Annotated in this window: 17 protein-coding genes; 14 read left to right on the forward strand and 3 right to left on the reverse strand. The window is 73.1% G+C overall.

Translation table 11 applies throughout. From position 1 onward, the window contains the following. Positions 1 to 115 precede the first annotated feature (115 nt). From P696_RS0132045 to P696_RS0132055, 3 genes are all read left to right on the forward strand, one after another. Positions 116 to 1,975 (forward strand): HSP90 family protein, encoded by a 1,860-nt coding sequence (locus tag P696_RS0132045; protein ID WP_026415536.1) that lies wholly within the window; start codon positions 116 to 118, stop codon positions 1,973 to 1,975. Next, entirely contained in the window at positions 1,972 to 4,674 is a 2,703-nt protein-coding gene (locus P696_RS58455) for a hypothetical protein (protein WP_051468425.1), read from the forward strand. The genes P696_RS0132045 and P696_RS58455 overlap by 4 nt, the downstream gene beginning before the upstream one ends. A gap of 167 nt (positions 4,675 to 4,841) precedes the next feature. Beyond that, positions 4,842 to 5,657 carry a DUF11 domain-containing protein gene (locus tag P696_RS0132055; protein ID WP_026415537.1) on the forward strand — a complete coding sequence of 272 codons (816 nt, stop codon included), beginning with the start codon at positions 4,842 to 4,844 and terminating at the stop codon, positions 5,655 to 5,657. Here P696_RS0132055 and galK read toward each other — a convergent pair. Continuing rightward, complete coding sequence (gene galK, locus P696_RS0132060) at positions 5,654 to 6,799, reverse strand: galactokinase (protein ID WP_026415538.1); 1,146 nt, start codon at positions 6,797 to 6,799, stop codon at positions 5,654 to 5,656. The genes P696_RS0132055 and galK overlap by 4 nt on opposite strands. A gap of 65 nt (positions 6,800 to 6,864) precedes the next feature. Further along, a complete protein-coding gene (gene galE / locus P696_RS0132065; RefSeq protein ID WP_026415539.1) occupies positions 6,865 to 7,815 on the reverse strand; it encodes a UDP-glucose 4-epimerase GalE in 951 nt (316 codons plus the stop codon). A gap of 394 nt (positions 7,816 to 8,209) precedes the next feature. On the opposite strand from galE, the gene trpS reads away from it, so the two are divergent. From trpS to P696_RS49445, 3 genes are read left to right on the forward strand one after another with little or no spacing between them, the layout of a single operon-like run. Then, positions 8,210 to 9,286 carry a tryptophan--tRNA ligase gene (gene trpS, locus P696_RS0132075; protein WP_051468426.1) on the forward strand — a complete coding sequence of 359 codons (1,077 nt, stop codon included), beginning with the start codon at positions 8,210 to 8,212 and terminating at the stop codon, positions 9,284 to 9,286. Further along, entirely contained in the window at positions 9,276 to 9,938 is a 663-nt protein-coding gene (locus tag P696_RS0132080; RefSeq protein WP_051468427.1) for a 2'-5' RNA ligase family protein, read from the forward strand. The genes trpS and P696_RS0132080 overlap by 11 nt, the downstream gene beginning before the upstream one ends. Before the next feature lie 60 nt (positions 9,939 to 9,998). Further along, positions 9,999 to 11,090, forward strand: coding sequence for a YihY/virulence factor BrkB family protein (locus tag P696_RS49445; RefSeq protein WP_064744164.1), 1,092 nt, complete (start codon positions 9,999 to 10,001; stop codon positions 11,088 to 11,090). A gap of 12 nt (positions 11,091 to 11,102) precedes the next feature. Here the strand turns inward: P696_RS49445 and P696_RS49450 are convergent, their stop codons facing one another. Then, the gene (locus P696_RS49450; RefSeq protein WP_245627897.1) at positions 11,103 to 12,470 is read right to left on the reverse strand and encodes a D-alanyl-D-alanine carboxypeptidase family protein; all 1,368 of its coding nucleotides are present in this window, start codon (positions 12,468 to 12,470) and stop codon (positions 11,103 to 11,105) included. Between the two features lie 404 nt (positions 12,471 to 12,874). Here P696_RS49450 and P696_RS49455 point away from each other — a divergent pair, with 404 nt between their 5' ends. From P696_RS49455 to P696_RS0132130, 8 genes are all read left to right on the forward strand, one after another. Continuing rightward, positions 12,875 to 14,077 carry a glutamate--cysteine ligase gene (locus tag P696_RS49455; protein WP_034488154.1) on the forward strand — a complete coding sequence of 401 codons (1,203 nt, stop codon included), beginning with the start codon at positions 12,875 to 12,877 and terminating at the stop codon, positions 14,075 to 14,077. Positions 14,078 to 14,396: 319 nt separating this feature from the next. Next, positions 14,397 to 15,689, forward strand: coding sequence for an amidohydrolase (locus P696_RS49460; RefSeq protein WP_051468613.1), 1,293 nt, complete (start codon positions 14,397 to 14,399; stop codon positions 15,687 to 15,689). A 336-nt stretch (positions 15,690 to 16,025) separates the two neighbouring features. Further along, positions 16,026 to 17,090 (forward strand): BMP family lipoprotein, encoded by a 1,065-nt coding sequence (locus P696_RS0132105; protein WP_026415542.1) that lies wholly within the window; start codon positions 16,026 to 16,028, stop codon positions 17,088 to 17,090. Positions 17,091 to 17,181: 91 nt separating this feature from the next. Then, a complete protein-coding gene (locus P696_RS0132110) occupies positions 17,182 to 18,714 on the forward strand; it encodes an ABC transporter ATP-binding protein (RefSeq protein ID WP_026415543.1) in 1,533 nt (510 codons plus the stop codon). Next, positions 18,711 to 20,027, forward strand: coding sequence for an ABC transporter permease (locus tag P696_RS0132115; RefSeq protein WP_084338531.1), 1,317 nt, complete (start codon positions 18,711 to 18,713; stop codon positions 20,025 to 20,027). Before P696_RS0132110 ends, P696_RS0132115 begins: the two co-directional genes overlap by 4 nt. Beyond that, the gene (locus P696_RS0132120) at positions 20,024 to 21,373 is read left to right on the forward strand and encodes an ABC transporter permease subunit (protein WP_026415545.1); all 1,350 of its coding nucleotides are present in this window, start codon (positions 20,024 to 20,026) and stop codon (positions 21,371 to 21,373) included. The genes P696_RS0132115 and P696_RS0132120 overlap by 4 nt, the downstream gene beginning before the upstream one ends. A gap of 77 nt (positions 21,374 to 21,450) precedes the next feature. Further along, on the forward strand, positions 21,451 to 21,867 hold the full coding sequence (locus P696_RS0132125) for a cytidine deaminase (RefSeq protein WP_034488157.1): 417 nt from the start codon (positions 21,451 to 21,453) through the stop codon (positions 21,865 to 21,867). A 14-nt stretch (positions 21,868 to 21,881) separates the two neighbouring features. After that, positions 21,882 to 23,153, forward strand: coding sequence for a thymidine phosphorylase (locus P696_RS0132130; protein ID WP_026415547.1), 1,272 nt, complete (start codon positions 21,882 to 21,884; stop codon positions 23,151 to 23,153). Positions 23,154 to 23,175 lie beyond the last annotated feature (22 nt).

Consider the following 23,175-nt stretch of genomic DNA (forward strand, 5'->3'; position numbering starts at 1 on the left):
CCGGGGTTTTCTCGTTTCCGCGAAAAACGGCCCCCGAAATTGTCAGCGCGACGCGGCATGCTTGGCGCTAGGGTGCGTGGACGTGCCAAAACGGGCGAATCGGGAGGCATTTCGGGTGGAGCAGGCGTTCCAGGTCGATCTTCGGGGTGTGGTCGACCTGCTGAGCAGGCACCTGTACTCAAGTCCCCGGGTCTACCTGCGGGAGTTGTTGCAGAACGCGGTCGACGCGAGCACCGCGCGGGCGGCCCTGGGGGCGGCCTCCGGAGCGTCCCCGGACGAACCCGCCGCGCTCGGCGCGGTGGGCGGCGGACGGGTCCGCATCGAGACCGGCGGGGGCGCGCTGCGCGTCCACGATGACGGCATCGGCCTGACCGAGGACGAGGTGCACCGGCTGCTGGCCACGATCGGCCGGTCGTCCAAGCGGGACGAGCTCGGCTTCGCCCGCTCGGACTTCCTCGGCCAGTTCGGTATCGGGCTGCTGTCGGCGTTCCTCGTCGCGGACGAGATCGAGGTCGTGACCCGCTCGGCGCGCTCCGACGGCGAGGGCGACGGTGACGGTGGCGGGGGGCACGCGGCCGTCCGGTGGATCGGCAACGCGTCCGGCCACTACCGGGTGGAGCCCGCCGAACGCGACGAACCCGGCACGACGGTCACGCTACGCCCGAGGCCCGGCGCGTCCGACCTGATGGCGCCCGCGACGGTCGCCGACCTCGCGCGCACCTACGGCGGCCTCCTGCCCATCGACCTGACCGCCGACGGCGTGAAGATCACCGGTGACGGCCCGCCCTGGCGCGCCGCCCACCCGGATCCGGCGCGCCGCCGCCGCGCGCTCGACGCCTACTGCCGCGAGGTGTTCGGGTTCGAGCCGTTCGACGTGATCGACCTGGACGTCCCGGAGGCGGGCCTGAGCGGCGTCGCGTTCGTGCTGCCGCAGGCCGTCCCGCCGACCGCGCGCGGCGCGCACCGCGTGTACCTGCGCCGCATGCTGCTCGCCGAGAACGTCGAGGGCCTGCTGCCCGAGTGGGCGTTCTTCGTCCGCTGCGTCGTGGACGCGGGGGAGCTGCGCCCGACCGCCAGCCGCGAGGCCCTGTTCGAGGACGAGCTGCTCGACGCCACCCGGCAGGCGCTCGGCGAGCGCGTCCGGCAGTGGCTGGTCGGGCTCGCCGAGACCGACCCGTCCCGCATGCGCGCGTTCCTGCGGCTGCACCAGCTCGGCGTGAAGGCGATGGCCCTGCACGACGACGACATGCTCCGCATCGTCGACCGCTGGCTGGAGTTCGAGACCTCCGCCGGGCCGATGACGCTGAACGAGTTCCGCCGCCGCCACGCCGACGCCCGGTTCGTCACCGGCGTGGACGAGTTCCGGCGGCTGTCGGCCGTGGCGGGCGCGCAGGGCGTCGGCCTGGTCAACGGCGGCTACGTGCACGACACCGAGATCATCGAGCGGCTGCCCGCGATCGACCCGGACGCCCGGCTCCGCCGCCTCGAACCGGCCGAGCTGACCACCCACTTCGGCGTCGTCGACCCCGGCACCGAGCTGCGGCTGCGGCCGTTCCTGGCCGCCGCGCAGCGCGCCGTCGAGCGGCTCGGCTGCGAGGTCGTCGTCCGCGACTTCGACCCGGCGTCGCTGCCCGCGCTGTATCTGACCAGCCGCGCCGCGCAGCACCACGCCGAGCTGGAGGAGGCCCGCGAGCTGGCCGACGACCTGTGGTCGGACGTGCTGGGCGCGCTCGGCGGCATGACCGCGGCCGACCGTCCGCAGCTCGTGCTGAACCACCGCAACCCGCTGACCCGGCGGATCGCCTCGCTGTCCGAGCCGTCCCTGGTGGAGGTGGCGGTGCAGGCGCTGTACGGGCAGGCGCTGCTGCTCGGCCACCATCCGCTGCGTCCGGCCGACAGCGCCGTGCTGAACCGCTCCTTCCTGGGCCTGCTCGACTGGGCCGTGCACACCCCCGCCCCGGAGGCCGACCAGTGACCGCCGACGTCTACGAGCTGATGGCCCGCGCCGAGGAGCTGCCCTACGGCGAGGCCAGAACCCTCCTGGTCGAGGACGCGCTGCGCCGAGCCGAGGCCGCCGCCGACGCCGAGCTCGCCTTCCGCGTCCGGATGGGCCTGACCACCGCCTACCAGTACGGGGGCGAGCCCGCCAAGGCGTTCACCACGTTCAGCCGCTGCCTGGCCGAGTACGACCGCGAGCCCGGACGCCACGACGCCGAGCACCGGCTGCTGTGGCAGATGAAGTGGATCGTCAACTCGCTGACGCTGTTCCCGGAGATCCCGCTCGACCGCACCCGCGCCGTCCTCGACGACATGGAGCGCCGGTACCGGCTCGGCGGGCACAGCCTCCAGGCCGTCCACCACTACCGGCACGTCGTGGCCCAGCACATCGGCGACGTCGAGGCGGCCGACGACCTGTTCGCCAAGTGGCGTGCCGCCGAGCGCGACGCGCTGTCGGACTGCGAGGGCTGCGACCCGTCCGCGCTGGCCGACCACCTCGCCGACCGCGGCCGGTACGAGGACGCGCTCGCCGTCGCCGCGCCCGTCCTGTCCGCCGAGCTGAACTGCTCCGAGCAGCCGCAGGACATGCTCACCACGCTGCTCCCCGTCTACCTGCGCACCGGACGGCTGGCCGAGGCGCGCGACGCGCACCGCCGCGCGTACCGGCTGCTCCGGCCGAACCTCGGCGACATGAGCCACATCGCGAACCACGTGTGGTTCTGCGCGGTGACCGGGAACGAGCCGCGCGGCCTGGAGATCCTCCAGCGGCACCTCGGCTGGCTCGACCGCGCGCCCAGCCCGTACGCGGCGATGCGGTTCGCCGCCGCGGGCGGGCTGCTGCTGCGCCGCCTCTCGGAGATCGGCGCGGACGGCCTGACCGTGCACCGCCCGGAGGCGGGCGACCGTCCCGCCGCGGACGTCGCGGTGCCCGTCCTGCGCGCCGAGCTGGAGCGGCTCGCGCTCGACCTCGCCGGACGCTTCGACGCCCGCAACGGGACGTCCCACCAGAGCGACGAGGTCCGCGCGATGCTGGACGCCGAGCCGCTGGCCGAGCGCCTGCCGCTGACCGAGCACGCCCGCGCCGCCGCCGCGCCGCCTCCCGCGTCCGCGGTCGTCCCGCTGCCGTCCGAGACGCCCGACCCGTCCGCCGTGGACGACCCGGACGAGCTGCTCGACCTCGCCGAGAAGCACTGGAACGAGCAGGACACCAGGGCCGCGCTCGCCGCGTACGCCCGCTTCGACAAGGTCACCGGCGTCGAGCCGGGCACCCCGCCCGGCGACGGCGCGACGCCCGCCGAGTGGCTGCGCGCCGCCCGCCGCCTGGACGGCCTCGGCGTCGCCCTCACCGACGACGAGGCGATGCGGGACGCCCACGACGTCTGGGTGCGGGCCCGCGCCTGGTTCGAGGAGGCGGGCGAGCCCGCCCGCGCCCTGTCGGTCGCGAGCCGCCTCGGCGCGGTCCTGGCGACGCTCGACCGCCGCGAGGAGGCGTTCGCCCTGCTCTCCGAGGCCGTCGAGCGGCTCCCCGGGCTGGACGCCGACCCCGAGCGGGTCCGCGGGGCCCGTCTGCGGCTCGCCCAGTTCCACCTCATGGGCGGCGACCCGGAGGCCGCGCTCGCCGTCCTCGAGGCCGTCGAGGGCCCCGACGGCGACGTCGACTTCCTGCGGGGCCAGGCCCACGGGACGCTCGGGCGGCACGAGGAGACCCAGGCCGTGCTGCGCTCCGCCCGCGACGCCTTCCGCGAGGCCGGGCAGAGCAGCCGTCTCGCGCAGGCGGCCATGATGTACGCGCAGGTCGCCGCGCACGCGCCGGAGACCAACGATCCCGACGTCCACGCCGCGCTGGACGAGGCCGTCGCGCACGCGCCCGCCGCCGCCGACGACGCGCCCCTCCTGCGCCCGTTCGCGCACTGGGAGCGGGGCCGCTTCCTGCTCTCCGACCAGCGCGCGGACGACGCGGTCCCCGACCTCGTGGAGGCCGTCGCCGCGTTCACCGGCTTCGGCCGGGGCGACGAGGCCGACCAGGCGCGCGTCGACCTCGCCGCCGCCTACCTGGGCGCGGGCCGTCCGCTGGAGGCCGCCGAGACGATCGAGGAGGCGCTCGCGGCCCTGCGGCCGGACGCCGAGGAGTGGCCGCGCGCCCGCGTGATCCTCGCGACCGCCCAGCGCGACCTGGGCGAGGTGGCGGCCGCCGACACCTTCGCCGAGATCGCCGAGGCCGAGACCGAGCCCGCCGTGGTCGGCCACTTCCTGGAGGAGTCGGCGAACGTCCTCACCGACCGCGACAGCGACGCGCAGGCCGCCGAGCGCTTCCTGGCCGCCGCCGCGGCGTTCGCGCGGGCGGACGAGCCGTTCCGCGCCATCGAGTGCCGCCGCCGCGCCGCGCTGTGCCACCTGTGGGCCCAGCAGGCCGACCAGGCCCTGGAGAAGATGGCCGAGGCGCGCGCCGCCCTGGCCGCGCTGCCCGCCGGGAACCCCGCCGCGATCACCTGGCACACCGCCCGGATCGACTACGACGAGGCCCGCCTCCTCGCCCGCCTGGAGCGCCTGGGCGAGGCCCTGGAGCTCGCCGACGCCGCCATCGAGGGCTTCACCTCCCTCGACGAGGAGGACGCCGCCGACACCGTCCGGGCCCTCCGGCGGCACATCGCCGCCGACCTCGAAGCCGAGGACTGACCCGGGCTTCACACCCTCGACCAGGCGAAATAGGCCCGGCCCGCAGCGGATCTCCGCCGCGGGCCGGGCCTTCGGCCGTCCGGTGGCGGGTTCATGCCCTTGGCCGTCGGGGTCGGGATGTGCGTGTCCGGGGTCGATGACGGAGGGTTGTCAATAGGATTCGGAGGGTGTTCTTCGGGGTGGTGGCGCGGGCGGTGGCCTGCGTGGGAGTGGGCGTCGGGGTGCTCGGGGCCGGAGCGGGGCCGGTGCCCGCCGTCGGACGGGCGGCCGATCTCGGGGTGACGCTGTCGGCGTCGCCTCGTCCGGTGCGTGCCGGTGACCTGCTCGGATACACGCTGACCGTGTGGGACGCCGGGCCCGGCGCGGGGTCGCGCGGGGCCGAGCTGCGGCTCCCGGACGGCGTGGACGTCGTCGGCATGCGCGAAGACGGCTGCGCCGACTCCGGCCGGACGGTCCGCTGCGCGTTCCCTGTGATCGCGGCGGGGCGCTCGCGGTCCGTCCACATCCTGGGGATCGTCCGGCCCCGGGCGTCCGGGACGCTGCGCGCCAGGGCCCGCCTCGTCGGCCCGGCCGACCGGGCCACCCGGAACGACAGCGCCGAGGCCGACGTGCCGGTCACGCCCAGTACCGACATCGCCGTCCGGCTCTCCACACCGCGCAAGGGACGTTCCGGAAAGGTCGTTCCGGTCAGGGTGACCGTCGCCGACCGCGGCCCGCGCGACGCCCGCCGCGTGAACCTGAACCTCGGCGTCCACAACGCCACCCTGGTCAGGGTGGGCGGCGCCAAGTGCCCCGGCCTGCGGAGGAACAAGCTGGGACGGTACGTCCGCTGCTTCCTCGGCCACCTCCGCCCCGGCCACGGCCGGACGGTCACCGCCTACCTCAGGCACGGGCGCGGCACCGGGACGCTCGCCGCGTCCGCCGAACTCGACCTGAGCGACACCGACCCGTCCGACAACGCGGCCGTGGCCACGCTCCGCTAGGAGAGGCGGTGCGCTCCCGCCGAGGGGGCGGTGTCGGTGAGGAAGACCGGGGGAGTCCAGGAGCGGGACGCGTAGGCCGCGTTGATCCCGTCCCGGACGCGGTCGGCGCGGTCGGTGCGCGTCAGGACGATGACCGAACCGCCGAAGCCGCCGCCGACCATGCGTCCGCCTCGCGCGCCCGCGCGGACGGCCTCGTCCACGGCGACGTTCGCCTCGTCCCAGGAGACCTCGTACTGGTCGCGCAGGGACATGTGGGACGCGAGCAGCAGCCCGCCGATCTCGGCGACCGCGCCCGCGCGCAGCAGGCCCACGGTCGCCTCGACGCGGTGGTTCTCGGTCACCACGTGCTGGACGCGCCGCCGCAGCACCGGGTCGGAGAGGGCGCCGAGCGCGGCGGGCAGGTCCCTGACGTCGCGCAGCGCGTCCACGCCCAGGATCCCGGCGGCCTTCTCGCACTCGGCGCGGCGCTGGGCGTACTCGCCGCCGGTCAGCTCGTGCGTGGCGCGGGTGTCGATCACCATGAGGGTGAGCCCGGCGTCGCCCGGAGCGAACGGGACGTTGGAGGTCAGGCCCGTCCGGCAGTCCAGCAGCAGCGCGCTGCCCGCCGTGGACAGCATCGAGGCGGACTGGTCCATGATCCCGCTGGGCACGCCGACGTGCTCGTTCTCGGCGCGCTGCGCCAGCCGGGCCAGCTCGGCGGGCGCGATCTCCACGCCGTGCAGGTCGCAGAGCGCGATCGCCGTCGCGCACTCCAGCGCCGCCGACGACGACAGGCCCGCGCCCTGCGGCAGGTCCGAGTCGATCAGCAGGGTCGCCCCGCCCACCCCGTGCTCGCGCAGCACCCGGGCCATCCCGACCGGGTAGGCCGCCCACCCCTTCACGTCGCCGGGCGTGCCGGACAGCGGGGCGGTGACCGTGCCGTCCGCCTGGAGCGAGCGCACCTCGACCAGGTCGTCGTCCCGCCGGGACGCGGCGACCATGACGCCGAGCGGCAGCGCGAACGGCAGCACCAGGCCGTCGTTGTAGTCGGTGTGCTCACCGATCAGGTTGACCCGGCCGGGCGCGTGCCAGACGCCCTCGGGGGCGTGCCCGAAGGCGTCGGCGAAGGCGGCGGCGAGCGAGGAGGGGGCGGGGGTGGACAAGGCGTACTCCTACGAAAACGTGCGAACCGGACGCCGGGCGCCGGAGGGTGCCCGGGCGCCGGGCGTCAGCGGCGGGCGAAGCCCCAGGCGTCGGTGACCATCTGGGTCAGGTCCCGCTCGGGCTTCCAGCCGAGCGCCGCGTTGATCTTCTCGGACGAGGCGACCAGCACGGCCGGGTCGCCCGGACGGCGGTCCCCGTACACGGCCGGGATCGCGTGCCCGGTGACCGCGCGGCAGACCTCGACGACCTCGTTCACCGAGTAGCCGCTGCCGCTGCCCAGGTTGTAGATCCTGTGCGCGCCGGACTCGGTGTCGTCCAGCGCGAGCAGGTGCGCGCGGCCCAGGTCCACGACGTGGACGTAGTCGCGGACGCAGGTGCCGTCCTCGGTCGGGTAGTCGGTGCCGAAGACGCTCACCGCGTCCTTCTCGCCGAGCGCGACCTTCAGGACGTTCGGGATCAGGTGCGTCTCGACCGTGTGCCGCTCGCCCTGGGGGCCGAGGGCGCCGGCCACGTTGAAGTAGCGCAGCGAGACCGCGCCGAAGCCGTACAGCCGCGCGTACTCGGTCAGGATCGTGTCGATCGCCAGCTTCGACGCCCCGTACGGGTTGGTCGGACGCGTCGGATCGGTCTCCAGGATCGGCGTGGACTCGGGCTCGCCGTAGGTCGCGGCCGTGGACGAGAACACGATCCGGCCGACCCCGGCCCGCCGCATGGCGTCGAACAGCGCCAGCGACTCGCCGACGTTGCCGTCCCAGTACTTGGCCGGGTTCGCCACCGACTCGCCGACCAGCGACTTGGCCGCGAAGTGCAGGACCGCGTCGAAGCCCGCGCCGTCCAGCACCTCGAAGGCGCTGTCGCGCAGCGTCCCCCGGACGAGGCGCGCGCCCGCCGGGACCGCGTCGTCGTGCCCGGTGGACAGGTCGTCCAGCACGACCACCTCGTGTCCCGCCTCCAGCAACTGCGCGGAGACGACGCTGCCGATGTAGCCGGCGCCTCCCGTCACGAGCAGCTTCAAGGTCCGACCTTTCGTAGACGACGCGTTCGGCGGAGGCGAGCGGCCCCCGCCCGGCCGGGGGCCGGTGCCCCCGATCGGGCCGGAGGCGTGCGCCCCCGGACGGGCCGGAGGCGTGGACCCCCGTTCGGGCCAAGGGTATCGGCCGGGCCACGGCTCCCGGCCCGTCCCGGCGACTCGGACCCGGCGGCGGGCGCGCATAAGATGTGGACGACACGCGCGGGCGCACCACGAGCCGCCGGTCCCCGCGGCCCGCGGCGGAGATCGGCCCGACCGACCCTGGCTCCCGGGTCGCGGCGTGGGAGACGGCCGACCGCGCCGTCCGCCGCCGCGTTCCGTGACGGACGGGTCGGCAGCCGCCGCCCCGGAAGGGGCCTGAGAGAATCGGTCCGTGCAGATGTCCGAGCCCACGTCACAGCCCACCCCGGCCGCGTCCGGCCCCGCCGCCGCACCTCGCGTGCTGTCCGGGATCCAGCCGACCGCGGACTCCTTCCACCTCGGCAACTACCTCGGCGCGCTGCGGCAGTGGGTCGCGCTCCAGGAGACGCACGACGCGTTCTACTGCGTGGTGGACCTGCACGCGATCACCGTGGAGCACGACCCGGCCCTGCTGCGCCGACGCACCCGCGTCTCGGCCGCGCAACTACTGGCGATGGGCGTGGACCCGGACCGCTCGACCCTGTTCGTCCAGAGCCAGGTGCCCGAGCACGCCGAGCTGGCCTGGGTGCTGAGCTGCCTGACCGGGTTCGGCGAGGCCAGCCGGATGACCCAGTTCAAGGACAAGGCCGCCAAGCAGGGCTCGTCCGCCGCCAGCGTCGGGCTGTTCACCTACCCGATCCTGCAGGCCGCCGACATCCTGCTCTACTCGCCCGAGCCAGGCCGGGGCGAGCGGCTGTTCCGCGTCCCGGTCGGCGAGGACCAGAGGCAGCACGTCGAGCTCACCCGCGACCTGGCCGGACGGTTCAACCACCGGTTCGGCACCACCTTCATCGAGCCGGACGCCTACATCCCGCAGGGCGCCGCGAAGATCACCGACCTCCAGGACCCGGCGATCAAGATGAGCAAGTCGGCGTCGTCCCCGCAGGGCATCGTGGACGTGCTCGAGGAGGCGGGCCCGATGCGCAAGAAGATCATGCGCGCGGTCACCGACACCGGGTCGGAGGTGCGGTTCGACGAGGCCGAGAAGGCGGGCGTCAGCAACCTGCTGCGCATCCACGCCGCGCTGTCCGGCGAGACGATCGCCGACCTGGAGACCCGCTACGAGGGCTCCGGCTACGGCCAGTTCAAGAAGGACCTCGCCGAGCTGCTCACCGAGACCTTCACCCCGATCCGCGAGCGCACCCTCAAGCTGCTGGGCGACGAGGACGCCCTGGACAAGATCCTCGCGCACGGCGCGACACGGGCGGGCGAGGTCGCGGCGCGGACCATGGACGTCGTGCGCGACCGGGTGGGATTCGTCGGACGTGGCCGCTGAGCACCGCTCGCTCGCGACCGATCCCGAACGCGCCGCCACCATCGGCGTGTCCGTCCCGATCCCGGAGCCGTTCGGCGCGTACCTCCAGCGGAGGCGCGAGTCGTTCGGCGACCCGCTGGCCGGGAAGATCCCGACGCACATCACCCTGCTCCCGCCGACCCGGGTGGACGACGCGGCGCTGCCCGCGATCGAGACCCACCTGAGCGCGGTCGCGGGGGAGTGCACGCCGTTCCGGATCAGGCTGCGCGGCACCGGGACGTTCCGCCCGGTGTCGCCGGTCGTGTTCGTGGCCCTCGCCGAGGGCATCGGCGGCTGCGAGGCCGTCCAGTCGCGGGTGCTGACCGGGCCGCTCGCCCGGGAGCTGTCGTTCCCGTACCACCCGCACGTCACCGTCGCCCACCACCTGCCGGAGGAGGTCCTCGACCGCGCGTTCAAGGACCTCGCCGGTTACCGGGCCGACTTCGAGGCGTCCGGGTTCTCCCTCTACCTCCACGGCGAGGACGGCATCTGGCGTCCACACCGCCACTTCGCCTTCACCGCCGCCGGGCCGTCGCCTTCCGCCGGGCCGTCGTCCGGTGTCGCGCCGCCCTCGTCCGCCGCCGGGCCGCCGTCGCCCGCCACCGAAAGGCCAGGTCAGCGGGCCACGGAGTGACCTCGTCCACAGGCCGGGCGGTTTCGGACTGATCATCGAACGGCCGGGTACGTTGCGTGCATGTCCGTGATCGCAGTGCTCCGTCGCCGGTTCGACGCGCTGGTGGACGCGTCGAAGGCCGCGATCGGGGCGCTGCGTGCCCGCTGGGCCTGGTTCGACCACCTCGGCCGCGCCTACGAGCGCTACCAGGACCGTTCCGGCGACCGGCTCGCCGCCGCCATGACGAGCTACGGGTTCCTGTCGTTCTTCCCGCTGCTCGCGCTCGCCTACGCGCTGCTCGGCTATCTGGTCGGGGTCAGCGAGAAGGCCCGCGACTACCTGATCAAGGCGATCGAGGAGCTGCTGCCCGGACTGTCCGGCCCGCTGGAGGTCGAGCGGATCGCCCAGTCCCGCACCGCCGTCGGGGTGTTCGGCCTGGTCGCGCTGCTGTTCACCGGGCTCGGCTGGGTCCGGGTCCTGCGCGAGTCGCTGCGCGACATCTGGGGCAACGAACCGTCCCCGGAGGGCAACTTCCTCATGCTCAAGCTGCGCGACGCGGGGGTGCTGATCTTCCTCGGCACGACCGTGGTGCTCAGCGTCGCGGTGTCGTCGGTGGCCTCCCAGGCCACGCAGAGCGCGTTGGACCTGTTCGGCCTCGCCCGGGTCTCCGGCGCGGGGACGATGCTGCGGCTGCTGTCCCTGCTGGTCGCGGTCACGTTCAACGCGCTGATCTTCCTGGTGCTGTTCACCCGCATGTCCGGGACGCGCGCGCCCTGGCGGCGGATCCTGCGCGGCGCCCTCCTCGGCGCGCTCGGCTTCGAGGTGCTCAAGCAGGTCGGCACGCTGCTCGTCGCGCACACCACGCGCAACCCGGTCTACGCCTCGTTCGCGGTCCTCGTCGGGCTGATGGTCTGGATCAACATCGTGTCCCGGTTCGTCCTGTTCACCGCCGCGTGGACGGCCACCCGCGAGACCGTCCTCAAGGCGGACGGCCACCCGGAGGACGAGTCCGGCGAACCGCCCGCCGAACCGTCGGACGGCTCGCCTGCCGAGCCGTCCGCCGACTCGCCGGGCGAACCGTCCGGCGACTCACCTGGCGAAGCGTCCGAGGGCTCGTCCGGGGAGCGCGGCCCCGGGAGCCACCGGGCGGACGTCCCCGGCTCGGCGGCCTGAGGCGGCGCGTCGCTACGGGTGCTCGTCCAGGCGAGGGGTGAGCGGGGGCGGGCCTCCGGCCTCGTCGTCCTCGGCCGTCTCGTGGACGTCGTGCCCATCAGCGGCGGGCTGCGGCGACGGCGCGAGGCGGACGTTGCCGGACGCGACGTCCGGAGCGCCCGCGGGCGGAGAACCCGCCGAAGCCCCGTCCGGCCGGGGAAGCCGGAGGTCGCCGCGCCGGTGGCGGCGATGGATGACCAGGAACAGCACGCCGATCGCGATCAGCGCGCCGACCGCGCCGCCGCCCACGACCATCCACGTGCGGGACGAGCTGGCCTTCTCGATCGCCGACTGGCCGCCGTCCTCGCCTCCGGCGGCGTCCGCCTTCGTCCCGTCACCGGGCTCGACCAGCGTGCCGACCGGCTTGACCTTCCCGCGCGCCGCGAACCCCCAGTCGAGCAGCTTCGCCGCGTACGGGGACGGCGGGATGTCGGCCTTCATCAGCGAGATCAGGATGGTGTGCCCGCCGCGCTTGGCCTCCGCCACGAAGGTCTGCTCGGCGGTGACCGTGTAGCCGTTCTTGCCGCCGAGCATCCCGGTGTAGGCGTGCGGCTGGCCCGGCAGCATCCGGTTGTGCGTGTAGATCGGGTAGCCGCCCGGCTTGTGCTTCTTCTTCTGCTTCTTGTCCGGCGGGGCCGGGAACCAGAAGTTCAGGGCCTGCACGTACTTGCGGTAGGCCGGGTCCTTCATGCCCTGGCGCAGGATCAGCGCCAGGTCGTACGCCGAGGTGTGCTGCGTCCGCACGTTCAGCCCGAGGTCGACGTCCAGGCCGTTCGGGGACCCGGCGAGGGTGTCCCCGGCGTGCAGGGTGCGCGCCTCGCCGTTCATGTCGGCGACCGTCTTCTTCAGGCCGCCGTTGGCCTCCGACAGGGTCACCGCCGCGTCGTTGGCCGACATCATCATCAGCGCGTGGAAGAGCTGGTCGACCGAGTAGGCCATCTTCGGCGTCATGCCGACCTTGGTGCCCTCGACGTCGCACGCCGACTGGGACGGCTTGATCTTGCGCGCCGCGTCCAGCTTGGGGATGAGGGTGAGCGCGGTCAGCGTCTTCAGCGTGCTCGCCGGGAGGTACTGGCCGTGCGGGTCCTTGGCGGCGAGCACCTCGCCGGTGTCGGCGTCGGCGATCACCCAGGACGCGGCGTGGATGTTCGGCGGCGCGGGGACCCCGGCCGCCGTGTTCACGATCACGCCGCGGCCGGCGAGCTGTGCCCCGCCGACCGGCCCGGCGTCCGCGCAGGCCGCGCCGGGGAGGGCCAGGACCGTCCCGGACGCGATCGCCGCGGTCGCGGCGAGCAGGCGGGACGGACAACGCAGTGCTGAACCAGGTCGCTGTGCTCGCAAGCCCCTGCCGTTCCTCGCTCCGGCCATCTCCAACCGATGACGCATGTCCCTCTTGTCTCCCGGGAAGCGTAGGCGACCGGTCGCGGAGTCCGATACCCGCGGCGGACGAATGGGTTTCCCGGTCTGGCCAAGTACTAGTCACAATGGGGCATGTCGGCCCGGTACGTCGTGACCGAAACCGGTGACGCCGTGTGAGGGGCGGTCGCCCAACCGGGCCAAATGCTGCGCAAAGGACGGGGAACCCGGCGGGGCCGGGGCGCCGCGCGCCATGATGGGTCCCGGCGGCCCGCGCGTGCGGAACACGCCCTACCTGGGCCGCCGTTTGTCCAGGCTTAGATACCCGCTGGCGGAATCGCCCCACGTGCCACGCATCGACCTGCAAGGATTGTGGACGGAGGTTGGCCGTGGCCATTGACTTCAACCCGTCGCGTGGCGCGACGCTGGGCGTGGAGTGGGAGCTCCAGCTCGTCGACGCCGCGACCCGGCGCCTGCGGCAGGACGCGCGCGAGGTGCTCGCCGCCCTGCCCTCACAGGGCGTTCCGCCCTCATCGGGCGCCCTGCACGCCCCGGGCGCGTCCGGGCAGGCGGGCAAGCTCCGCCACGAGCTGATGGCGTCCACGGTCGAGGCCGTCACCGACGTCTGCCAGACCGTCGCCGAGGCCCAGCGCGACCTGGCCGCCACGGTGGACGCGCTGCGCGCCGTGGCCGAGCCGCGGGGTTTGACGCTCGCCTGCACGGGCACCCATCCCATCTCGGACTGGCGGGACGCCGAGACCTCGCCGACCCAGCGCTACTCCGACCTGGTCGAGCGGATGCAGTGGCTCGCCCGCCGGATCCAGACGTTCGGGGTCCACGTCCACGTGGGGATCACCGACCGGGCGAAGGTGATCCCGATCGTGAACGCGCTGGCCGGCTACCTCCCGCACTTCCTCGCGCTCACCGCGTCCAGCCCGTTCTGGAGCGGGGACGACACGGGGCTGGCGTCCACCCGCGCGGTGGTGTTCGGCCAGCTCCCGACCGCCGGCCCGCCCCACCTGCTGGACGACTGGAGGGCGTTCGAGGACTACATGGACACCTTGCTGCGCGCGGGAACGATCCGCAGCATCAAGGAGGTGTGGTGGGACATCCGTCCGCACCCGGAGTTCGGCACCGTCGAGATCCGGATGTTCGACGGGATACCCACGCTCCGCGAGGTGGGAATGGCGACGGCGCTGTGCCAGAGCCTGGTCACCCTCTTCGACCAGCAGCTCGACCGCGGCTACACGCTGCCGCGCCCGGCCGCCTGGGTGGTGCGCGACAACAAGTGGCGGGCCACCCGGTACGGCCTGGACGCCCTGGTCATCACCGATGACAGCGGGCACACCGCACCCCTCCGCGACGAGGTGTACGAACTGGTCGCGGAGCTGGAACCGGTCGCCGCGCGGCTCGGCTGCGCCGACGAGCTCAAGATCGCCGGGGAGGTCCTGGAGCACGGGGCCCCCTACGAGCGCCAGCGCGCGATCCGCGCGGGCGGCGGCGCTCTGGAGGACGTGGTCGACGCCGCGATCCTCGAGCTCGCGGAGGACCGGTTCGTCACCCGCGGGGAGGCCACCCGTGCCGGGAACTGAGGATCCCGGCCGGCAGCCTGTTCCGCGAACCGACACCGGCGGGCGGCCACCGGGCCGGCCCGCCCACGCGCAGGGGGCGCACATGACACACATGGGACCCGGGGTGATGCCCGGCCCTGGACCAGCCACCGCCCCGGGGGCGGCGGACACCGCCGGCCATTCCGGCGGGAGCGCGAGGCGCATGACCGCGAGGGCCACCGACGACGGGGCCACCGACACCGGGGTCACGAGCGCCCGGGGCACGGCCGCACAGGCCATGGCCCGGGTCGCGGGCACGGGCCCCCCGGCCGCACCGGTGGCCGGGGCCGTGCCGGAGGCGATGCCCGATGCGGCAGGGACGGGAGGGATCGTGCAGGTGGGAGACGCGGCACTGCGGGTGCGGCTCGACGGGTTCCTGGCCGCCGCGGAGCCGGAGTTGATCGCGTTCCGGCGCGACCTGCACGCCAACCCGGAACTCGCGCACAACGAGTACCGCACGACCGAGAGGATCGCGGCGCGGCTGAAGGAGGCCGGGCTCGAACCGCGGATCCTGCCCCGCGGCACCGGCCTGTACTGCGACATCGGCCCGGAGGACGGCTACACCGTCGCGCTCCGCGCCGACATCGACGCCCTCCCGCTCCAGGACGAGAAGGAGCACGCGCCGTACCGGTCCACCGTGCCGGGCGTCGCGCACGCCTGCGGGCACGACGTCCACACCGCGATGGTGCTGGGCGCGGGCCTGTTCCTGGCCCGCCAGGCGGAGGCCGGGCTGCTGCCGGGCCGGGTCCGGCTGCTGTTCCAGCCCGCCGAGGAGATGCCCGGCGGGGCGCTCGACGTGATCGCGGCGGGGGGCATCGCGGGCGTGGATCGGGCGTTCGCGCTGCACTGCGACCCGCGCATCGAGGTCGGCCAGCTGGGGCTGCGGACCGGCGCGATCACCGCGGCCTGCGACAAGGTGTACGTCAAGGTGACCGGCCCCGGCGGGCACACCGCCCGTCCGCACCTGACCGCCGACCTGGTGTACGCGCTCGCCAAGATCGTCACCGAGCTCCCCGCGGCGCTGTCCCGCCGGGTGGACCCCCGGTCCAGCCTGTCGCTGGTGTGGGGCCGGGTCTCGGCGGGGTCGGTCGCCAACGCCATCCCGGACGACGGGATCGCCGAGGGCACCATCCGCTGCCTGGACGACGAGGCGTGGCACCGCGCGCCGGAGATGATGAAGGCGCTGCTCCAGTCGGTCGCCTCCGCCTACGACGTCGAGGCGTCGATGGAGTACGTCCGGGGCGTCCCGCCGACGGTGAACGAGGCGGTCAGCGTGGACCTGTTCCGGGACGCGGCGGGCCAGGTGATCGGCGACGAGGGCGTGGTGCCCACCCCGCAGAGCCTCGGCGGCGAGGACTTCGGCTGGTACCTGGAGTCGATCCCGGGCGCGCTGGCCCGGCTCGGCGTCCGCGAGCCCGGCTCGTCCGCGGAGTACGACCTGCACCGGGGCGACTTCGACGTGGACGAGAGGTGCGTGGCGGTCGGCGTCCGGGTGCTGGCCGCGACCGCTCTGACCGCCCTCTGGGACGGCCGCCTCGACGCCGGCCGGGACGAGCCGGTCGGCGGCGCCGCCGAGGGGGCCGCGCTGAGCTGATCGTCCCCCCGGTCACCGCTCCGATCACCGCTCCGGTCACGGTCCGGCCGTCACGCTGATCGTTCGGCCGGTTACTGAACTGATCGTTTCGGAGTAGGGTCGTTCCGTTCCTCCCCCTGGGCACGCGCCCGGCGACCGGGCTCCGCCCCGGTTTTCACCCCGCCACCTGCGCCGATATGCCTACGCGTTGGTAACAGACGCGTTGCGAAACGGTGCACATCGGATGTTTCACCACCTACCTCGGGGTAGCGTCCGATCGGTTTGTGTGGCCGGGGTACGCACTCACGCGCGTCCGGCCGCGTTGTTCTGGGTGGGGAACGGAAGGAGCGCGGCATAATGCGCCGTGTACTCAAGATCACGCTCGTCTCCATGACGGGCGCCGTGCTGGCGCTGAACGCCGCCGCGTGTGGCGGTAAGAAGTCGGACTCCGGCGACAGCGGTGGCGACGGCAAGAAGAGCATCAAGGTCGGCCTGGCCTTCGACATCGGTGGGCGCGGCGACCAGTCGTTCAACGACTCGGCCGCCGCCGGCCTCGACAAGGTCAAGAAGGACCTGAACGTCACGACGGAGGAGATCTCCGCCAAGCCGGACGAGCCGGACGCGGACAAGGAGTCCCGCCTGCGCCTGCTGGCCGGCAAGGGCTACAAGGCCATCGTCGGCGTCGGCTTCGCCTACACCAACGCGGTCGTGAAGGTCGCCAAGGACTTCCCGAACACCAAGTTCCTGGTCGTGGACGCCGACCAGTGCACGGTGACCGGCGCGAACGTCGAGGGCGCCTGCTTCTCCGAGGAGCAGGGCTCCTACCTGGTCGGCGCGGCCGCCGCGCTGAAGTCCAAGACCGGCACCATCGGCTTCATCGGCGGCGTGAACACCCCGCTGATCCAGAAGTTCGAGGCCGGCTACGTGGCGGGCGCCAAGGCCGCCAAGCCGGGCATCAAGGTCCTGCCGGCCAAGTACCTGACCCAGCCGCCGAACTTCGACGGGTTCAAGAACCCGGCGCTCGGCAACGAGGCCGCCAAGGGCCAGCTGGACGCGGGCGCGGACGTGATCTACCACGCCGCGGGCGGCGCCGGCATCGGCGTGATCAAGACCGTGGGCGCCGCCGGCAAGTGGGCCATCGGCGTCGACTCCGACCAGTACGGCCAGCCGGCCGTCAGCTCGGTCAAGGACCACATCCTCACCTCCATGGTGAAGCGCGTCGACACCTCGGTGTTCGACTTCGTCAAGGGTGTCGCCGACGGCTCCTTCCAGGCCGGCATCAAGAAGTACGACCTGTCGAACGACGGTGTGTCCTACGCGACCTCCGGCGGCTTCGTGGACGACATCAAGGCGAAGCTCGACCAGTACAAGGCCGACATCGTCAGCGGCAAGATCAAGGTCTCGACCAAGCCCGGGGCCTGACGCCGCACCGGTTCCGGCGTCGCCCCGCGCTCTGTCGCGGGTCGACGCCGGTCCGCGTTTTCCACTGGTTTTTCCTCACAGGGGGGCACTCGTGCCTGACCAGGTGCCGGCCGTCAGGCTGACATCCATCACCAAACGGTTCCCGGGCGTGGTGGCCAACCGGGACATCGACCTCGAGATCCAGCGCGGCGAGGTGCACGCGCTCTGCGGCGAGAACGGCGCGGGCAAGTCCACGCTGATGAAGATCCTCTACGGGATGCAGCGTCCCGACGAGGGCACCATCGAGATCGACGGCGAGAAGGTCTCGTTCCGCACTCCCGCGGACGCCATCGCGCGCGGCATCGGCATGGTGCACCAGCACTTCAAGCTCGCCGACAACCTGACAGTCCTGGAGAACGTGATCCTCGGGGCGGAGCCGAAGAAGGCGGGCCGGATCGACTTCGGCACCGCCCGCAAGCGGATCCGCGCGATGGCCGAGCAGTACGGGATGCGGCTCGACCCGGACACGCTGGTCGAGAACCTGGGCGTCGGCGACCGGCAGCGCGTCGAGATCATCAAGGTGCTGTACCGGGGCGCGAAGGTGCTCATCCTGGACGAGCCGACCGCCGTGCTCGTCCCGCAGGAGGTCGACGAGCTGTTCGGCAACCTGCGCGAGCTGCGCGCCGAGGGCCTGACCGTCCTGTTCATCTCGCACAAGCTGGACGAGGTGCTGTCGGTCGCCGACTCGATCTCGGTGATCCGGCGCGGCACCACGGTCGCGACCCGGCTGAACCCGCGCGAGGTCACCTCGCGGCGGCTGGCCGAGCTGATGGTCGGGTCCGAGCTGCCGACGCCCGAGCTCCGCGAGTCCACCGTGACCGACGACGTCGAGCTCACGGTGAGGGACCTGGTGGTGCTCACCCCCGAGGGCCGTCCGGTCGTGGACGGCGTGACCCTGGACATCCGGCGCGGCGAGATCGTCGGCCTCGCCGGGGTCGAGGGCAACGGCCAGGGCGAGCTGATCGAGACGATCATGGGGATCCGGACCGCGGACTCCGGCACGATCGGCTTCGCCGGCGAGGACGTCACCGGCTGGACGACGCGCCGCCGCCGCGAGGCCGGGATCGCCTACATCCCCGAGGACCGGCACCGGCACGGGCTCGTCCTCGAGGGATCGCTCTGGGAGAACCGGATCCTCGGCCACCAGACCGAGAAGCCGAACTCGCGCGGCCCGTGGATCGACCGGCGCGGCGCGCGCCGGGACACGACCCGGATCGTCCAGGAGTACGACGTGCGCACGCCCGGCATCGAGGTGCCGATCGGCGCGCTGTCCGGCGGCAACCAGCAGAAGCTGATCGTCGGCCGGGAGATGTCCGGCGAGCCGAAGGTGCTGATCGCGGCGCACCCGACCCGCGGCATCGACGTCGGCGCGCAGGCCGCGATCTGGGAACACCTGCGCCGGGCGCGGGCGGCGGGCCTCGCCGTCCTGCTCATCAGCGCCGACCTTGAGGAACTCATCGGTATGTCCGACACGCTGCACGTGATCCTGCGGGGGCGGCTGGTCGCCGAGGTGGATCCGGCGAACGTCACCCCGGAGGAGCTCGGCTCCGCCATGACCGGCGCCACCGTCGAGGACGCGTCATGAGCGACGACAAGCGCGACCTGCCGTCCGAGGAGGGGCCCTCGGTGGCCAAGCCCTCCGAGACCTCGGCGGACACCGCCCCCGCGACGGCCGAGCCGACGAAGACCTCGGAGGGCGTGGCTCCCGCGGTGGCGAAGCCGGACGGGCCGGACGGGCCGGACGAGGTGCCGGGCTGGCAGGCGATCCTGCGCGGCCTCGGCCCGCGCGGCCTCGGCCTGAAGATCGGCGCGCCGGTGCTGGCGCTGCTGATCTCGCTGGGCATCACCATGGTCGTGCTGCGGATCTCCGGGGCCGACCCGGTCAGCTCGATCCAGTCGATGATCGACTACGGCACCACGTCCAACTCGATCGTGGACATCCTGAACCGCGCGACCCGCTACTACCTGTCGGCGATCGCGGTCGCCATCGGGTTCCGGATGGCGCTGTTCAACATCGGCGTGGACGGCCAGTACCGGCTCGCCGCGCTGCTGGCGGCCTCGCTCGGCGGCGCGGTCACCCTGCCCGCCCCGTTCGGGCAGATGCTGGTGATCGTCGCGGCGATGGTGATCGGCGGCGCGTGGGCGTCCATCGCGGGCCTGCTGAAGGTCACCCGCGGCGTCAGCGAGGTCATCTCGACGATCATGCTGAACGCGATCGCGACCGGCATCATCGCCTACCTGCTGAACACCGACCGGCTCGCCGCCGACCGTCCGGGCAGCAACAACGTGGCCACCCCGGACATCCCGTCGTCCGGCCGGGTCGGCCCGCTGAACGGCTTCCTGTCGAGCATCGGCATCGACCTGCCGGGACGGATGTACGGCCTGCTTCCGGTCGCGATCGTGATCGGCATCGTGTTCTGGGTCGTCATCAACCGCACCCGGTTCGGCTTCGACCTGAAGATCTCCGGGCTGTCCCCGACGGCGGCGCAGGCCAGCGGCGTCTCGGCGGGCCGGATGGTCGTCATCACGATGGTGCTGTCCGGCGTGGTCGCGGGCCTGATCGGGATGCCCGAGCTGCTCGGCGCGTCCTACAACTACTCGCTGAACTTCCCGGCCGGGCTCGGCTTCACCGGCATCACCGTCGCGCTGCTCGGCCGCAACCACCCGGTCGGCATCGCGCTCGCCGCGATCCTGTTCGCCTTCCTCGACCAGTCCTCGGACATCCTCCAGGAGGTCGACGTGCCGAAGGAGATCGTCGGCGTGATGCAGGGCGTGGTCGTGCTGACCGTCGTCATCGTGTACGAGCTGGTCCGCCGCTGGGAGATCCGGCTCCAGCAGAAGAGCGTGGCCAGCGAACTCGCCGCCGGGCACACCGTCGCGGGGGAGGCCGCCAAGTGAGTACCGCCACCGTCGCGGAGAAGGTCTCCGGCGTCCGCGCGAAGCTGAACCTGCGCTGGCCGCACTACATGATGATCGCCGGCGCGCTGCTGGTGCTGCTGTCGGCCGTCCGGGTGCTGGACGACGCGAACGACGTCACCTCGTCCGGCACGGTCTCGGCCGCGCTGCGGCTGGCCGTCCCGATCTTCCTGGCCGGGCTCGGCGGGCTGTGGGCCGAGCGGTCCGGTGTGATCAACATCGGGCTCGAGGGCATGATGATCCTCGGCACCTGGACGGGCGCCTGGGCGGGCTACCAGTGGGGTCCGTGGGCGTGCGCGATCGCCGGGATCCTCGGCGGCGCGCTCGGCGGCCTCGTGCACGCGATCGCGACCGTCACCTTCGGCGTCGACCACATCGTGTCCGGTGTCGCGATCAACATCCTCGGCCTCGGCCTGACCCAGTTCCTGGCGGGCCTGGTGTTCAACACCGGGCACGCCAAGGCGCTGGGCGGCGGACCGCGGCAGTCGCCGCCGGTGGACGCGATGCCGACGCTGACCGTCCCGTTCCTGTCCGGCGGGAAGATCGGATCCTGGCAGTCCCCGGACTGGCTGGGCTCGCTGGAGAAGCACCACTGGTTCCTGGCGTCGGACGTCGCGGGCGTGCTGCGCGGCCTCACGGCGGGCATGTCGGTGCTGACGCTGATCGCGGTCCTGCTCGTCCCGGTCACGTTCTTCGTGCTGTGGCGGACGCCGTTCGGGCTGCGCGTGCGGTCCTGCGGCGAGGACCCGTACGCGGCCGAGTCGCTGGGCGTCAACGTGTACCGGATGAAGTACGCGGCCGTGATGATCTCGGGCGGCTGCGCGGGCCTGGCGGGCGCGTTCATGGTCACCGTGTCGTCCCTCTACCAGGACGGCCAGACCGGCGGACGCGGCTACATCGGCCTCGCGGCGATGATCTTCGGTAACTGGCGTCCGGTCGGGCTCGCGTCCGGCTCGCTGCTGTTCGGCTACACCGACGCGATGAACGTCCGCGGCGGCGGCGACTCGGCGCACGCCCTGCTGCTGTTCGTGGCGGTCATCTTCGTCGCGGTGGCGGGCTGGCAGTTCTTCCGCGGGTCGCAGTTGCGTCCGCTGGTCACCACGGACCTGGATCGGCGCACGGTGCGCGGCGCCTACGTCGCGTCCGCGGTCGCGGTCGTCACGGCCGCCGTCCTGCTGGTCTGGTTCGTGGTGAGCGACCAGCTCCCGGGCGAGCTCGTCTCGACGATCCCGTACGTGACGACGCTGCTCGTCCTCGCCCTGGCCAGCCAGCGGCTCCGGATGCCCGCCGCCGACGGCGTCATCTACCGTCGCGGCGAGGCGAGGTAACCACCCCGAACACGGGCCCGGCATCGCACCGTCGATGCCGGGCCCGATCCACGACCATCGAGTGGGATCATTGTCTGATGAGTGAGATCGACTGGGATGTCCTTCGTGGTGCGGCCCGGGACGCGATGAAGCGGGCCTACGCTCCGTACTCGAGCTTCCCGGTGGGGGCCGCCGCGCTGGTCTCCGACGGCCGCGTGATCACCGGGTGCAACGTGGAGAACGCCTCGTACGGGCTCGGCCTGTGCGCGGAGTGCAGCCTGGTCACCGCCCTGTACGGGCCGGACGCCGACCTGTCCGGCGACCGCCCCCGCCTCGTCGCGGTCGCGGTCGTGGACGGCCACGGAGACCCCCTCATGCCCTGCGGACGCTGCCGCCAGCTCCTCTGGGAGCACGGCACCCCCGAGACCCTGCTGGAGTCCGTCTCCGGCATCCGGCCGCTCTCGGCGATCCTCCCGGACGCCTTCGGCCCCGACGACCTGATCACCCGTTCCTGAAAGAGGCCCCCCACGTGGACGCCATCGACGTCATCCGCGCCAAGCGGGACGGCCACGCGCTGTCGAACGAGCAGATCGACTGGGTGATCGACGCCTACACCCGGGGCGCGATCGCCGAGGAGCAGATGTCCTCCCTCGCGATGGCCATCCTGCTGAACGGCATGACCCGCGCCGAGATCGGCCGCTGGACCGCCGCGATGATCGAGTCCGGCGAGCGGATGGACTTCTCCTCGCTCAGCCGTCCGACCACCGACAAGCACTCCACCGGAGGCGTCGGAGACAAGATCACGCTGCCGCTCGCCCCGGTCGTCGCCGCCTGCGGCGCGGCCGTGCCGCAGCTGTCCGGCCGCGGCCTCGGCCACACCGGCGGCACGCTGGACAAGCTGGAGTCCATCCCCGGCTGGCGCGCGTCCCTCTCCAACGCCGAGATGCTGGACGTCCTGGAGAGCGCGGGCGCGGTCATCTGCGCGGCGGGCAGCGGCCTGGCCCCGGCCGACCGCAAGCTCTACGCGCTGCGCGACGTCACCGGCACGGTCGAGTCGATCCCGCTGATCGCGTCCTCGATCATGTCGAAGAAGATCGCCGAGGGCACGGGCGCGCTCGTCCTGGACGTCAAGGCCGGCTCCGGCGCGTTCATGAAGACCGTCGAGCAGGCCCGCGAGCTCGCCGAGACCATGGTCGCGATCGGCACCGACCACGGCGTGAGGACCGTCGCGCTGCTCACCGCGATGGACCGCCCGCTCGGCCGCGCGGTCGGCAACGCCGTCGAGGTCGCCGAGTCCGTGGACGTCCTGGCGGGCGGCGGCCCCGAGGACATCGTCGAGCTGACCGTCCGGCTGGCCCGCGAGATGCTCGACGCCGCAGGCATCGTCGGCAAGGACCCGGCGGACACCCTGCGCGACGGCTCCGCCATGGACGTGTGGCGCCGCATGATCTCCGCCCAGGGCGGCGACCCTGACGCGCCCCTTCCGGTGGCCCCGGAGACGCACACGATCACCGCGCCGTCCTCCGGTGTCCTCACCAAGCTGGACGCGTTCGCCGTCGGCGTCGCCGCCTGGCGCCTCGGCGCCGGCCGCGCCCGCAAGGAGGACCCGGTGTCGGCGGGCGCCGGGATCATCTGCCACGCCAAGCCGGGCGACAAGGTCACCGAGGGCCAGCCCCTCCTCACCCTCCACGCCGACAACGCGTCCCTGTTCGAGCGAGCCCTGGAGTCGCTGGACGGCGGCTACGAGGTCGGGACCTCCGCCCCCACCCTCCTCCCCCTGATCATCGACCGCCTCTCCTGACCCGAGTAGAACTCATGTTCTA

Source organism: Actinomadura oligospora ATCC 43269, assembly GCF_000518265.1.
Classification (GTDB): Bacteria; Actinomycetota; Actinomycetes; order Streptosporangiales; family Streptosporangiaceae; genus Spirillospora; species Spirillospora oligospora.

Excerpts from the sequence above, each read along its gene's own strand:
- P696_RS0132105 (WP_026415542.1), top strand. The coding sequence starts at position 16,026 with ATGCGCCGTGTACTCAAGATCACGCTCGTCTCCATGACGGGCGCCGTG.
- P696_RS0132115 (WP_084338531.1), top strand. The coding sequence starts at position 18,711 with ATGAGCGACGACAAGCGCGACCTGCCGTCCGAGGAGGGGCCCTCGGTG.
- trpS (WP_051468426.1), top strand. The coding sequence starts at position 8,210 with ATGTCCGAGCCCACGTCACAGCCCACCCCGGCCGCGTCCGGCCCCGCC.
- P696_RS49445 (WP_064744164.1), top strand. The coding sequence starts at position 9,999 with ATGTCCGTGATCGCAGTGCTCCGTCGCCGGTTCGACGCGCTGGTGGAC.
- P696_RS49460 (WP_051468613.1), top strand. The coding sequence starts at position 14,397 with ATGCCCGATGCGGCAGGGACGGGAGGGATCGTGCAGGTGGGAGACGCG.
- P696_RS0132125 (WP_034488157.1), top strand. The coding sequence starts at position 21,451 with ATGAGTGAGATCGACTGGGATGTCCTTCGTGGTGCGGCCCGGGACGCG.